Here is a 14,994-nt window from a genome sequence, read left to right as displayed (position 1 = left end):
GACATATATTAAGTATTTTAATGGCATATATTAAGTATTTTTATTATAAAATTACTTAAATTTAGAGAGCTCACAAATAAATTAAATAAAAAACGTACTATTAAGTGTGATGATATTAAACAATGTTATTGTTTCCATTCCGTAAGCAGCTTATTTAATTAATCAATTCATAAGTGAATATAATAAAATCTTTAATGAATACTTTAGTTTTGCTGAGGCTGTTCATAGTTAACGGAACAATGGTATTCTAGATCACTCTAATTTGACAATTATAGATAATATTAAATTCTACTTATGGACTAAAAACCTCGCTTTAAATTTTTAAAGATATCTTAAATGGTTATTTTGGCTTGAGGTTATCGTATGAAACAGGCATTTAAAAATTTAAAATGGATGAGTTTCAATAATAAGATTATTTATGAGAGCCTATTGGAGAAATTTTTAGAAAATTTAACGGGCGAATATTCTAAGAAATCATCAGAAAAATTAATTAAAAATAATATTTTAAAGTTCTAAAGTTATTTCTATAGATTCTCGTTTTGAAAATTATTAGTGTTTGTATTTTCCGAAGCTGAATATAAGCGTTCTATTAAAAGTACAATATTTTTAGTAAGAGTATCTGAAAATACAATAATCGCTCTTTGTAAGAGATAGACTTTTGTTTTACAAATCTCGTAACAGTTTTTACTAATTTCGTAGAAAATTTAAAAAAGATAGGTTTCACTGAAATGTTTGTTTATAGATTTACCAGTGGTATGAATCTCCATTCTATGGGATAAAATAATTCCATTTAAAATAATCTTTTATGCCTGTTTGGTTTTGAATAAGCACTTAGACCTTGTTTAAATGAAATTATTTTTTTATGATTGCTCTGAATTATCAGAAAAAAGCTTACAGCGCTGAAAGATTAAAATATCTGATTATTTCAAAATATGTTTTTATAATGTATTGCGCCATACTAATTTTAAAATATAATTCTATTATTTTATTAGAGTTGAGTATAAATGAAATTTTTCATTTTTTTTAAATTTTAGTAAATTTTGTATTCTGCAGCTAACAATTATTAGCTAGATGACGCTTATAGATTGAGCGTCAGTTGTTTTATGGATATTTATCAATTACCAAGCTGTCAAGCTAATTGCTCGACTTGAAGACTGAAATTAAGAATAGCTAAGAATAAATTTAATCGGTTTCCTAAATTACTAATTATTATATTATAAATAATAAAAATGTATTTTTAAAATTAGCAAGATGATAAAGTAGCATTAGAAATCATCTTAAAAAGTTATTTTTGTTGTTTTTAGGTTACAATAAAAGTAATCAATGAAATCTGCTTGTATCGTAAGCTGTTTTTATCGTTCCAAAAAAAATCTTACTAGAGATGTTTTAAACCATTTAAAAATTTTATTTAATCGAGCTAAAGGAGAATTTTAAGATCCAGCCTCAGCACACAATAGTGCCTCTCTCAAAGGTAAAGTAGCAATGGCTGCTCTTTATCACAATCTATGTCCCCTTACTCTATTCCTATATTCCCCCTTTAATTTCTTGTTAAACATTTTTTCTATTTCACTTAGACTAAGCCTCACCTAATTTTATCGTTAAATATAGAGATCTTGGAAACTAGCATAAGGAAAATTTATCCTTCGCTCGTGGGTGGTTTTTGATTACTAGATGAGCACAGCCGTATCGTAAATTATTAATATTGGCGGCTTAAGACGAATTTTGCTAATGCTTCTAAACTGTAGCAAAAAGGAGAAGGGGATAATTGTTGTAATTAAATTTTTGCTTTTTCAATCTCTTGAAGAGCGTATTGTTGGGTATATTCTTGAGCTTTAGTATCAGAAATAATTTGCATGATGAAGAATAAATTTTTCAAGCTTCCTCTTTTAATAGTTTCACGAATAAGCTTAATTTTTCAAGAATTAGCTTTTTGTTTGGAGTAAATTCATGGTAATATCGTTTTTCCTTCTCCTAAATCATCGCTGATATTTTTATCCAACTTAGAAGAATCCTCACTGTAGTCGAGGAGGTCATTAATAATTTGGTAAGCCATTCCCACATAGAAGCCCAAAAAAGCCATCTCTTTTCGTATAGTTTTATTTTTCATTCCAATCATTGCTCCAATTTCGGCAGCAGCCGGAAATAATTCAACTGTTTTGCGGCGAAATCACTTCATAATAAGTCAACTCTTCAATGTTAAAATTGTTTTGATTATAAGCTGCCAGACTGCTCTTTTCGCAAGTTTGTTGTTTGTATTAGCTAATACTTTCATGATGGGAATATTGTTACGTTTAGTTAAAATCTGGAAGGCACGGGAATAGAGCAAGTCTCCCTAGGAATACACTTTCAAAATTTCCCAACCTTACATTATCGGTTTATTGGTCGTGATATTGATCAGATTGATCGATAACATTATCATGAAGCAAAGTAGCAGTAGTATAAATAAATTCAATAACGGTAGCTAATTCGTAATTCTCGGTATTTTGATTATAAGCATAGGCTTGAGTAGCTAGGAGCACGACCAATGGTCGTAAACGTTTTCCTCCACTTTGAATAATATGATTGGTGATTATTTGAATGAGGGGTACATGAGAGAAAAGAAGAAAGCTTGTTGACAATAAGAGCGTCGACAGCCTATGAATCCTGTTTTATGGGAAATCTAAGTAATTCTAGAGAAGAGGAGAGCTATCTAAGATGATTTTAATGACTTTCATCTAATTTTATGTTAGGAGGGTAGTAGTTATGTCAAGTCCAGAATCTTAGTGAGGGTATAGTATTTTAGAATATTATATTTATAACTTGTCAGGGACTATAAAATTCCGTAAAATAGAGATTCTCCTCATGGTTCGAAGGAAATTTGCAATGTATGCAATCATTAGAACTGGCGGTAAACAATATTGGGTTACCGAAGGTCAGACGTTAAACATAGAGAAATTATCTGAAAAGATTGGTGCTTTTGTGAAGTTTAACGATATATTATTAATTTTAATTAAGGAAGGCCATGAGTTACACATTGGATCTCCTCAACTAAAAGGTGCCCAAGTGGTAGCAGAAATTATCGATCAGGGCCGAGTTTCTAAAATTAATATCATTAAGTTTAAACGACGTAAGCATCATATAAAACGCATGGGGCATCGACAAGATTTTACTACAATAAAAGTGACTGGTATCAATATCAACCCCCCCTTTTAGGGAAAAGAAAAAAGAGGAATAAATCATGGCTCATAAGAAAGCGGGTGGTAGTACACGAAATGGTCGGGACTCTAATCCAAAGATGTTGGGTGTAAAATGTTTTGGAGGTGAGCAAGTAATCGCTGGCAATATCCTTATTCGACAGCGAGGTACTCATTATCACCCAGGGAAAAACGTAGGTATAGGTCGAGATCATACTTTATATGCTTTAGTTGATGGCAAAGTTAGATTTACGTGTAAAGGAATAAAGCAACGTAATTATGTTTCTATCCAACCTATGGAGAAAAAGGTTTAGTTTTTCTCAAGAGATCTTACTTTCTAGTCTCTTTAAAAGAGAGAGAATAATTATGGTATTATTTATTTGATTTATAATAATCACCGCTTCTATTACTAGCATTATCTTTTATTCTCTACTCCCTTAAAATTAGGGGGATATTATATTATTGAAACAATGAAATTTGTAGATGAAGTATTCGTGCAAGTAGAAGGCGGACATGGTGGGTACGGATGCTTAAGTTTTCGTCGTGAGAAGTTTATTCCTCGAGGGGGGCCTGATGGTGGTGATGGTGGTCAAGGTGGGAGCGTTTATTTTATTGCTGATAAATCTATTAATACCTTAATAGAATTTCGTTATCAACCATTATTACGAGCACAAAATGGCCAACCGGGCATGAGTAAACTTCGTAGGGGAAAAAAAGGGGAAGATTTAGTAGTGTCTGTCCCCATAGGGACTATGGTTTATGATAAAGAAACGGAAGAATTGATTGGTGATTTAATGCAGGAAGGGCAGAGGCTTTGTGTGGCTCAAGGAGGCCATTATGGTTTAGGGAATGCTCATTTTAAGAGCAGTACAAATCGAGCCCCCCGGAAAACAACTTCCGGTGAAGAAGGTGAAAAACATGTATTAAAATTAGAATTAAAATTATTAGCTGACGTAGGTTTATTAGGGTTGCCTAACTCAGGAAAATCTAGTTTAATCCGTGCAGTTTCAAAAACTACTGCCAAAATTGGTAACTATCCATTCACCACTCTTTACCCGCATCTCGGGGTAGTGCGGATTCAAGAATATCGAAGCTTTGTAATTGCGGACATACCTGGCATTATTAAAGGAGCAAGTACGGGAGAAGGATTAGGTATCCAATTTCTAAAGCATCTTGAACGAACTCAAATTTTATTACATATCGTCGATATATCTCCGATAGAAGGAGAGGGTCTGGATTCTGTAGTTCAAGCTGTGAAAGTAATTACAGATGAAGTTAAAGAATTTAGTAGACATCTTTTAGATAAACCAAGGTGGTTAGTATTTAATAAAATAGATTTATTACCTTCAAAAGAAATTGAGCTACGTTGCAAAGGACTTATTAAGGAACTTAATTGGCATGGTCCTGTCTATAAAATTTCAGCACTCAAACATAAAAAAACTCAGAAGTTATGCTATGATTTGATGGAATGTCTTGAAAAGAAAAAGTGCAGTAAGATCTAAGCTTTTAACATAATCTTTCCTTGATGATTTAGCTTTTCTTTTGAGTTTATCCTTTACTTATTTGGAATTTTAATCCTCTTAATTTTTGATTTAAGCGGCTTTTTAAGCGAGCTGCTTTATTTGGATGAATAATTTGTTTACCTGCAGCTTTATCAAGTAATTGAACAGCTTGTTGGAAACTAGTTTGTGCAGCAGAAAGATCATTAGCTTGGAGGCTTTTTAATGTTTTTTTTACCACAGTACGCACGGCGGAACGTTGGCTTGCATTGTGTAATTGTCGCGTTTGATTTTGTCGTGCACGCTTTTTTGCTTGGAGAGTATTAGCCATCGAATATGCTCTAAAATTTTTATATGAGTTTTAATAATATGCCGTATTATACGGCGTTTGTCAATAGAATAAGCCTGCGATATCCTTACCAGTTTGTTCTTAAAATAACAGAAGTGCTCTATGAGCCGTAAGTTATTCAAATCCACAATGATTCTTTCTAGTATGACGCTCATTTCCCGTTTGGTGGGATTTGTGCGAGATGTGGTGCTTGCTGTGATTTTTGGCGCCGGACCTGCATTTGATGCTTTTGTAGTTGCATTTAAAATCCCTAATTTCATGCGTCGATTATTTGGTGAAGGGGCTTTTATGCATGCTTTTGTACCGGTATTAACGGAATATCAAACCCATCGCTCGCAGAAAGAAGTTCATCAATTTATCAATGCAATTTTTGGAAGTTTAGGTATGGCTTTGTTGGTCATTGTGGTGCTTACTGAAATTATTGCTCCCTTGGTGATTATGGTGTTCGTGCCGGGGTTCGCGCACGATCTTGTTCGCCTAACTTACGCTACTGAGATTTTGCGAATTACTTCTCCCTATTTATTATTAATTGCTTTAACTGCTTTTGCTGGAGCTACATTAAATACCTTCAACCGATTTGCTGTACCAGCATTTACTCCTGTATTATTAAACATTGCTATAATTGCGGTAGCATGCTTCTGGGCCCCTAATGTTTCAACCCCCATTTACGTTTTAGCTTGGGGGGTATTAATCGGAGGTTTTTTACAATTAATTAGCCAACTCCCTTTTTTATATCATTTAGGATGTCTTCCTATCCCTAAAGGGTGGTGGTGTGATTCCGGAGTAATTCGGGTTCTAAAATTAATGGTGCCTACATTATTTGGTGTTTCTGTCGCTCAAATTAGTTTATTAATCGATAATTTTTTCGCCTCCTTTTTAGCCGCTGGGAGTATTTCGTGGTTGTATTATTCTGATCGATTAACGTATTTACCTTTAGGGGTTATTGGAGTCGCTTTAGCGACTGTAGTGTTGCCGAATTTGTCACGCCATTATAGTTCACAGTCTACAAACGCTTATTCTGCTACACTTGATTGGGCTTTGAGAATGGCAATATTAATTGGTATGCCTGCTGCTGTAGCTTTATTTATTTTAGCTGGCCCTTTGTTAGCAACATTAATTTATCATGGTGCTTTTACGGTACACGATGTTCTTATGACTAGAAGAAGTCTGTGGGTATTTTCAATAGGTTTACCTGGCTTCATCCTTGTTAAAATTTTAGCATCTGCTTTTTATGCTCGCCAGAATATAAAAACTCCTGTCAAAATTGCAGCAACTGCGATGGGTGCTAATCTTATTTTAAACGTGTTACTTATCCATCCTTTTGCTTATGCAGGGCTGGCTTTAGCTACCTCGTTAGCATCTACTTTAAATGCAGGACTTCTTTTATATTTTTTATTGCGGCGTTCGATTTATAAACCCGCTCCAAACTGGTCGAAATTAATTTTTCGATTAGTAGTGGCTAATTTTGTAATGGGTTTTGTGATTGTTTGGTTTTCTGGAAAGATTGGGCAATGGTTAATTTGGTCCGTGGGAGAACGGATTTGGCATTTGCTAGTTATTATTTTTTTAGGATTTTTTATTTATTTAGTGACCTTGTGGATTTCAGGAGTAAAACTTTCTGATCTACGGTGGTCTCCAATGGAGATTGATTAATTTCATGGAATTAATACGCTGTAAATACGATTGTAAAAAAAAATTAGGTGGTTGTGTGGTCACACTAGGAAATTTTGATGGAATGCATTTAGGTCATCAATCACTTCTTAGAAAATTAAAATTCTTGGGACAGAAATTACATTTACCTACGGTAGTTATTATTTTTGAACCTCAACCTAAAGAATTTTTTTTGAAAAGCCAAGCGGATTCACGATTGATGCAATTTCGGGAAAAATGGATGGCATTCCGAGAATGGAAAGTCGATTTCCTTGTATGCTATCGATTTAATAAAATCTTGGCAAATCTATCTCCTGAAAACTTTGTTAAAAAGATTTTAGTGGATCAACTAAAAGTGGAAGCCCTTGTGGTAGGAGACGATTGTCGGTTTGGTGCCAAACGTGCAGGCGATTATCAGTTACTGAAAAAATTAGCGGAATATTATGGTTTTGAAGCTATAAAAATGGCATCCATTCTTTATGAAGAAGAACGAATTAGCAGCACCCGAGTGCGTTATGCATTAGAAATGGGAAATATGGATTTGGCACAAAATTTGTTGGGTCATTTTTATTGGCTTTGTGGTAAGATTATTTCTGGGGAAAAACGCGGACGTGCATTAGGCTTTCCGACAGCTAATATCGATTTACATAGAGACAAAGTGCCATTGAGAGGAATTTTTGTAATCCAGGCTTATTTAAAGGAGGAACTCTTTCAAGGGGTCGCCAGTTTAGGCGTACGTCCTACTTTTGGAGGCACTAAGATGTTATTAGAAGTGTATCTATTTAATTTCTGTCGTGATATTTATGGCAACTATTTGCGAGTTGAGTTTTTACATAAATTGCGATCTGAAGAGCAATTTCCTTCGGTACATGCTTTAGTCAAGCAAATGCGTACAGATGTCTCAGAAGCAAAAGATTATTTTTTTAAACGAATGATTCTATCTATTTCTTAACAGCTAACCTAAAAAGTAAATTTATAAGAGATGTAGCCTCTAATTATTTTAGATAAATAACAAGAGTGAACGTATCAAGTATGATATTTTTCATTCAAAACTGACAGAAATAAAACTGATTGAATCTTTTCTTAAATTAGTAAGAATCATTGTTCTATCCGATTCTAATAGAATTTGGGATAGGTGGTGGTTTCCAATTAAAATACTGTGATATAGATAGATGTGGCTAGGTTATTCTCTAGGCTTGTGTAATTTTATGAAGTGTCTTCATTGAAACATATTTGTGCCACGAAAGTTGAAACTAATTGTAATATTAAGAAACTTGTAATAAGTGATACTAAAAAATCAACGATAATATTCAACTTTATATTGTTTGTTAGGAGAGTAAAAACGATACTTTAGAAATTTTATCTAAAAATGATGATTAATTTATTCCCACTTATCTAAGTTATTGTAGAAATCAGTATAAAAAAATAGATAGTTCGGTTATTGCTAGTGTGTTACTGTCATACAAAAAAATCTTACAGCTATTGATGGTGATAGTTTTGGTGTTCATAATTAGTGGTAACAGCTAAATTATTTTTTGGAATAATAGGATAGGTAGATAAATCATCAATTGTGATTCTAAGACAAGGATATCTGTTTTATGTAAATTTTTTTGATTATGGAAAAGATTGATTTATATTTGGAAGGATCAGATTGTTCTCCAGTTTATGTTAATTGGAAATTAAATCTGCGTATTGTGGGCATAATACAGTTTTTTATTGTAAGACTGCAGTTTTTTATTTTGGTAATCCCATGTTCTTAAATCAATTTATTTTGGTAAAGGTAAAGTGAAAAAAGGTATCTCGAAGCATGATTGATTATAAAAACACCTTAAATCTTCCACGAACTAATTTTCCCATGCGAGCTAATTTGCCTTATCGGGAGCCAGAAATATTAGCACGCTGGCAAGCATTAAATCTTTATCAAAAAATTCGTAAAGCCTGTACCGGTCAGCCGAAATTTATTTTACATGATGGCCCACCTTACGCTAACGGTCGTGTTCATTTAGGAACTGCTTTTAATAAAATTCTCAAAGATATTGTTGTGAAATCAAAAACATTGAGTGGATTTGATTCCCCTTTTGTACCCGGTTGGGATTGTCATGGTTTGCCAATTGAATTGAATGTTGAAAAAAATGTGGGTAAAGAAACCTTATCTCCAAATGAGTTTCGCCAGGCTTGTCGTGATTATGCAGCCTCGCAAATAGAGTTACATCGAGAAGATTTTAAACGATTGGGAGTAATTGGAGATTGGCAAAATCCGTATTTAACTATGAATTTTCATTACGAAGCAGATACAGTTCGTGCATTATCTAAAATTGTGGCGAATGGGTATTTGTTTCGGGGACAAAAACCAGTCCATTGGTGTATAGCTTGTGGTTCTGCATTAGCTGAAGCAGAAGTGGAATATCGCAATAAAACGTCGCATTCGATTGATGTGGCTTTTGAGGTGGTTGATTTTGGAGAGGTACCTCGACGTTTTGGAGTTAAACATGAAAAGATCCGGGTAATAATACCCATCTGGACTACGACACCTTGGACATTACTAAGTAATGAAGCGATTAGTGTACATCATGATTTGGATTACGCCCTGGTAAAAACTAAATTACATGATCAACCCACTTATCTGGTGGTAGCTAAAAATTTAGTCGACAAGACGATGCAACGTTATCGTATTGAAGATTATAAAATATATGGTAATTTAAAAGGTAAAAAATTAGAGGGCATCGAGTTACAACATCCGTTTCTTAATCAAATTGTGCCAATTATTCTTGCTGAACATGTTACTACCGAAGTAGGAACTGGAAATGTCCATACTGCGCCTGCACATGGATTGGAAGATTATTTTGTTGCAGAAAAATATAATTTGCCAATTAAGAATCTCGTCGATGCAGGTGGTCGTTTCCTTAAAGAAACATTTTTAGTTGGTGGACAATCAGTTTTTAAAGCTAATAAACCTATCATTGTTTTGTTAGCGGATACTGGACGCTTATTACAAAGCGAAATTATTCAACACAATTATCCGCATTGTTGGCGCCATAAAACCCCATTAATTTTTCGGGCAACTTGGCAATGGTTTATTGGTATGAATAAAAAAGGATTACGTAATTTTGCATTAGTAGAGATTGAAAAAGTAAAATGGATTCCTACATGGGGTCTAAAACGTATTAGAAAGATGATCACTGATCGCCCTGATTGGTGTATTTCACGGCAACGGTTATGGGGAATTCCAATTCCTTTATTTATAGAAAAAGAATCAGGAGCTTTGCATCATAATACGCTTGTTTTAATGGAAAAGGTGGCACAATTAATTGAAAAAAATAGTGTTGATGCTTGGTTTAATTTAGACCCAAAAACATTATTAGGTGATGACGCTGAACGCTACGAGAAAGTAACGGATGTGTTAGATGTATGGTTTGACTCTGGCGTAACTCATTTTGGTGTTTTAGAAGAGCGATCTGAATTACATGTACCTGCTGAACTTTATTTAGAAGGTTCAGATCAGCATCGAGGGTGGTTTCAATCCTCTTTATTAACTGCTTTGGCTATTCGAAATAAAGCGCCTTATAAAGCCGTATTAACATATGGTTTTGTGGTTGATAGCCAAGGCAGAAAGATGTCTAAATCTCTAGGCAATGTTATTTCACCTTCTGATTTAGTAAAAAATTTAGGTGCTGATGTGCTGCGATTATGGGCTGCTTCTATGGATTACACTGTTGAAGTAAATCTATCCGATGAAATTTTAAAACGTGCTTCAGATGCTTATCGACGAATTCGCAATACTGCAAGATTTTTATTATCAAATTTATATGATTTTAATCCGAAAAAAGATTTGGTGGTGACAGAAGAATTAGTTGCATTGGATCGATGGGCTATCGTCGTGACCCAGCGTTTACAAAAAAAAATCATAACTGCTTATGATCAGTATCGGTTTCCTTTGATTTATCAAGCAATTCATAATTTTTGTACTGTTGAGATGGGTAGTTTTTATTTAGATATTCTGAAAGATCGTCTATATACCAGTAAAAAAACAAGCTTAGCTCGACGTTCGGCACAAACAGCGTTATATTATATTATAGAGGCTTTGGTATGCTGGATTGCTCCTATTATCAGCTTCACTGCTGATGAAATTTGGCAATTTATGCCAAGTAATCGCGAAGAATCTGTTTTTTTAACGCAATGGTTTTCTAAGTTTCCAGTAATTAAATTACGTAAAGAAGAGGATTATGAGTGGAAAGTACTGTTACAAGTTCGTGATGAAGTTAATAAAGCATTAGAAAACTACCGTAATGATGGTAAGATTAGCTCTACGTTAGCAGCAGAAATTATATTATATGCAGATCAAAATTTGTATTTGATTCTGGCCAAGTTAGGTAATGAATTACGTTTTATATTAATTACCTCCGAAGCAAAAGTTTTTCCGATTAAAGAAAAAACAAAAGAAGCTTTCAGTACGAATCTGCCCGAATTATTTTTAGAAATTCGTGTTTCTAAATTTAAAAAATGTGCTCGTTGTTGGCAACGTCAACATAGTGTAGGTCAAATTGAAGAACATCCTAATTTGTGTGAGCGCTGTATAAGTAATGCCTTTGGAGCTGGTGAAGAACGGAGATTTGCCTGATAAGAAAAATATTACTCTTCTCGCCGATATCAAAAATTTTTGGAAAAATAATGAGTTTTAAAAGTAAAAATAGTTATGAAAAAAAAACATTACCTTGGTTATGGTTGAGTATTTTGATTATTGTGCTAGATCAATGGACGAAATACTTAATAGTTCATCATTTAGTATTTGGGTGGCCTATTAAAATTTTTCCTTGGTTAAATTTAACATTGAATTACAATACCGGTGCTGCTTTTAGCTTTTTAGCTACCGAAACTGGCTGGCAGATTTATTTTTTCGCTTTAATGGCATTAATAGTTAGCGTATTTCTTATTATATGGCTAATTCGAATACAGTATTCTGATCATTGGAAGGCTATTAGTCTTGCATTGGTTCTTGGAGGTGTATTAGGTAATTTTATCGATCGAGTTCGCTTAGGATATGTGATTGATTTTATTGATTTCCATATTAAGGATTGGCACTATGCTACTTTCAATATTGGTGACAATGCTATTTGCGTAGGAGTCTTTTTATTGATAATAGTAACTATTTTCAGACGGCAGTCATCTTAATAGCTTAGGAAGATAAGCAGTTTCCTCACGTCTCGTTCTTGCTTCATCTGATCACAAGAAGATTCTTATAAAGAGATTTATTTTAATATTCATTCCGGAATGGATTGAATATTAATAACTGTTGTTAGTGAGACGAGTGAGTTGGAAATGATAACTTTGTACCTTATGTCTAATTTTGAGTTCAGGGAGATTAGTAAATTAGTAGAAAGTATCCTTATTATAAAAGGTTTTGAGTTGATTCGAGATTGCTATTAGTTTAACTTCGATCGCATAGCAGTAAAAAGTGAAAATGTGATAGTAATATAGAGTAGGAAAGGTAGGTTATAGTGTTGAAAAAAATCATTTAAGACCCCAATAACTACTAAGTATATAAGTTAAGTTATAACTTAAATTATAAGTTAAGTTGCAATAAAGTAAATTTTTAGATATCTATATTTTATTATGTAAATAAAGGGACTAAAATTTAGTACTGTTGTGGTACAGTACTTACATTTTATACTGGTACAGTATTCACATTTTCCTTGAACTCTCCGTTAAATAATGCCTAAATAAGGCATACAGTGAAATTCAAAAAAAACTTTCTAAGTCTTTGATGACTTGTTTTTTTATTAAAAATCGTTATCATTACTGCTCTTAAATTTTTTCTCTGGGCCGTTAGCTCAGCTGGTAGAGCAGCGGACTTTTAATCCGTTGGTCATAGGTTCAAATCCTATACGGCCCACTAATAAAACTGAGGGCCTTTCCTAAATTGTGTAGTAAAAATATAACTACATTATATTTTTACTATCTTTTTCCAAAATTCATCATAGGTAGAGGTAACATGAAGGGATCGATATTTTTAAAATCTTATTAAAAATTAATGCTTACTAAAAAGCATTCCTAAAAAGTACAAGGTCTAGAATGATTTGCTATCACCGATATCAATACTGTCTAAAAGACATAATAAGGAAGGTACAAGAAATATATTTTAAGGATAAAAAAGTTTTTTAGAAGGGTCTGTTATTAATTTTAAAATAACTGAATTTGCATGCACTGCTCAATTAGTTATATTGGCTACGTTTGTTGTCTTTAATAAGTTTACGCCGTTTTTTATAAGAAAGATTAATTAAGCATTATTCGCTTTTCTTTAATTTTATCCTCGATAGTTATTTTAAATTTCTATTTCAGTAGTACTTTCCTGTTTCTTGTAACTTATTTTAGAATATTGAATTTTTTTCGGAAGATACTGAAGGACCTTGCGAGGTATCATATAAAGATCTCTTAATTTAACGTTTAGCAAACAAAAATTTTGTAAATGTTGATATATACGATTTAAAATACTAAATTCTGAAAAATATAAATAAGTAGTAAAATAAAGTAGTAAAATAATATTAAATAATTTATTTAGATTTATGGCTATGCTGTTTATTTTTTCTAGAGTATCTTAAATCTTTTGAGAATTTAACGTATTGTTTAAGATCATAACAGCTAGTTCTATTGCTTTTTGTGAAGCAATCAGAGATATCAGCTAATTTAAATACAAGTAATGAAGGACGATGTGTGTTCTTATTCTTTTAAAAGTATAAGACATAAAAATTTCTCTATCTTTGATGATAGATGCTAAAAATAATACCTAAATAATTACTATAGCAGTACCTAGTTTTACTAAAGGTTGAACCTATTTTATTATCAGGATAATTGTAAACTCACTTCTGCTTAACTAACTTTCGATGGCAATAAAAATATATACAATAAATTTAAAATGTGAAATTTTAATATTTAAAACTAAAATAAGTGATATTTTTTAAAAATATTTTTTAGTGTACTTGATAGTAAAAAGTTGTTTGGATTTGAATATTTTAGAACTAATGAAATGATAGATGAGCTGATAACCTATATCACAATTATAAGATTAATTATACAAAACGCTTCTGATTATTCTGATTGGGAATATAATTTATTTGGTATGTAATTTATATGGGGCGCTATCAAATATCGTGCAAAGTAGAATTGTTGAATTCTTTCTCAAAGAATTAGAGGGTATTGATCAATATGAACAGTTTTGATTATAACGAAATGTCTCTTAATGCTGATTAAGGCATTTCTGTTTCGGTTTATTTCATAGTTAGTAATATACTAAAATACCAGTCTTGAAAAATTTCTTTTATAGCCTAAAAATTTAGCTTAGCTAAATTAACGCACTTTTTACAATCGTCTATTAAATTACTTTTTATAATTGTCTATTCAATGTTTCATAATAAAAATTATTTTATTACCTAAATTTAAAGAGAAGCATATTTTACAAAATATGAATTTATTGTTCATTATACAATGTCATTATCAGATCCAGAATTCACTAACTGACTAATTTTTTTAGTAAAGTCAGATAAAAAGTGTTCAAATTTATTAAATAAATTAAAACTTAGATACACTGGAAATTTAGACTCTGCTTTTATTGCAATTCAAATAGAAGAATAGATTTATTAATTGTGTATAGTTCCCCTCCCTTAAAGCTACAGACCAAGGCATTGTGATAATGCCTTCTTATCAAATCTCTCAAGAAAGTTCTCAAAGAAATTAGGTTTAAGTTAATTAGATTTAAATTAAATTGCAAAAAGGATGCTTGTGCTCCTTCAATTTAGAACAATTTAAATAGATGATGATAACGAATCATATTAAATTAGTCATTAGTAACAACCCCCTCTCCTGTATAATTTAATTCTTTTTCAAGCGATTTAGTTATTTTTTAATCAAATTATCAATATTGATTGTAAAAAGATATAAAAATCTTATATTTAGTGATAAGGTTTATTAAGTTTTGGTCAATACAATTTTTTGATTTACTCGATTGTTTGCTAGCTACCATGAATGTTTATAAGAACCCTTTAGGCTTTAGTGTTATGTCCAAGACTTTTTTGTACTACTTGGATTATTTATCCGTTGGCTAGATTTATTAAATAAATCATTAATTAGTGTGCATTTATTTCTTATAAAAACTACATAACTCTTTGTAACACTCCCCCGAGCAAAATTTTATTTTTAATTACCTGAAGAAATAAGGAAGTGATCATGAATCTGTAATATAGCTTAGCTAATAAAAACTTAAAGTTATTAGATAATTTTTTTAACTCTTGTAATTTATTTAAATAATAGGGGTTTTTAAGTTGAGGTTGAT

The 14,994-nt window shown here is 32.1% G+C and carries 10 protein-coding genes and 1 tRNA gene; 8 read left to right on the top strand and 3 right to left on the bottom strand.

Going from position 1 to position 14,994, the window contains the following annotated elements; genetic code table 11:
* Positions 1-1,945 precede the first annotated feature (1,945 nt).
* Positions 1,946-2,107 carry a polyprenyl synthetase family protein gene (locus CLERM_RS04055; RefSeq protein ID WP_145996284.1) on the bottom strand — a complete coding sequence of 54 codons (162 nt, stop codon included), beginning with the start codon at positions 2,105-2,107 and terminating at the stop codon, positions 1,946-1,948.
* A 268-nt stretch (positions 2,108-2,375) separates the two neighbouring features.
* Complete coding sequence (locus CLERM_RS04050) at positions 2,376-2,618, bottom strand: polyprenyl synthetase family protein (RefSeq protein WP_236905148.1); 243 nt, start codon at positions 2,616-2,618, stop codon at positions 2,376-2,378.
* A 244-nt stretch (positions 2,619-2,862) separates the two neighbouring features.
* Here CLERM_RS04050 and rplU point away from each other — a divergent pair, with 244 nt between their 5' ends.
* From rplU to cgtA, 3 genes are all read left to right on the top strand, one after another.
* Positions 2,863-3,192, top strand: coding sequence for a 50S ribosomal protein L21 (gene rplU / locus CLERM_RS01405; RefSeq protein WP_102156822.1), 330 nt, complete (start codon positions 2,863-2,865; stop codon positions 3,190-3,192).
* 25 nt (positions 3,193-3,217) lie between these two features.
* Entirely contained in the window at positions 3,218-3,487 is a 270-nt protein-coding gene (rpmA, locus tag CLERM_RS01400; RefSeq protein ID WP_102156821.1) for a 50S ribosomal protein L27, read from the top strand.
* Between the two features lie 156 nt (positions 3,488-3,643).
* The gene (gene cgtA, locus CLERM_RS01395; protein ID WP_102156820.1) at positions 3,644-4,675 is read left to right on the top strand and encodes an Obg family GTPase CgtA; all 1,032 of its coding nucleotides are present in this window, start codon (positions 3,644-3,646) and stop codon (positions 4,673-4,675) included.
* 46 nt (positions 4,676-4,721) lie between these two features.
* Here the strand turns inward: cgtA and rpsT are convergent, their stop codons facing one another.
* Positions 4,722-5,003: a 30S ribosomal protein S20 gene (rpsT, locus tag CLERM_RS01390; RefSeq protein WP_102156819.1), complete on the bottom strand. Its 282-nt coding sequence runs from the start codon at positions 5,001-5,003 to the stop codon at positions 4,722-4,724.
* Positions 5,004-5,123: 120 nt separating this feature from the next.
* Between rpsT and murJ the strand changes: the two genes are divergently transcribed.
* From murJ to CLERM_RS01365, 5 genes are all read left to right on the top strand, one after another.
* Positions 5,124-6,674 (top strand): murein biosynthesis integral membrane protein MurJ, encoded by a 1,551-nt coding sequence (murJ, locus tag CLERM_RS01385; protein ID WP_102156818.1) that lies wholly within the window; start codon positions 5,124-5,126, stop codon positions 6,672-6,674.
* A gap of 4 nt (positions 6,675-6,678) precedes the next feature.
* Positions 6,679-7,623 carry a bifunctional riboflavin kinase/FAD synthetase gene (gene ribF, locus CLERM_RS01380; RefSeq protein ID WP_102156823.1) on the top strand — a complete coding sequence of 315 codons (945 nt, stop codon included), beginning with the start codon at positions 6,679-6,681 and terminating at the stop codon, positions 7,621-7,623.
* Between the two features lie 855 nt (positions 7,624-8,478).
* Entirely contained in the window at positions 8,479-11,289 is a 2,811-nt protein-coding gene (gene ileS / locus CLERM_RS01375; protein ID WP_102156817.1) for an isoleucine--tRNA ligase, read from the top strand.
* Between the two features lie 50 nt (positions 11,290-11,339).
* Positions 11,340-11,840 carry a signal peptidase II gene (gene lspA / locus CLERM_RS01370; protein ID WP_102156816.1) on the top strand — a complete coding sequence of 167 codons (501 nt, stop codon included), beginning with the start codon at positions 11,340-11,342 and terminating at the stop codon, positions 11,838-11,840.
* Positions 11,841-12,488: 648 nt separating this feature from the next.
* Positions 12,489-12,561 (top strand) — tRNA-Lys (locus CLERM_RS01365).
* Positions 12,562-14,994: the final 2,433 nt, after the last annotated feature.

This window comes from Coxiella-like endosymbiont, from assembly GCF_002871095.1.
Taxonomy (GTDB): domain Bacteria; phylum Pseudomonadota; class Gammaproteobacteria; order Coxiellales; family Coxiellaceae; genus Coxiella.
This window is presented reverse-complemented; position numbering and strand designations above follow the sequence as displayed.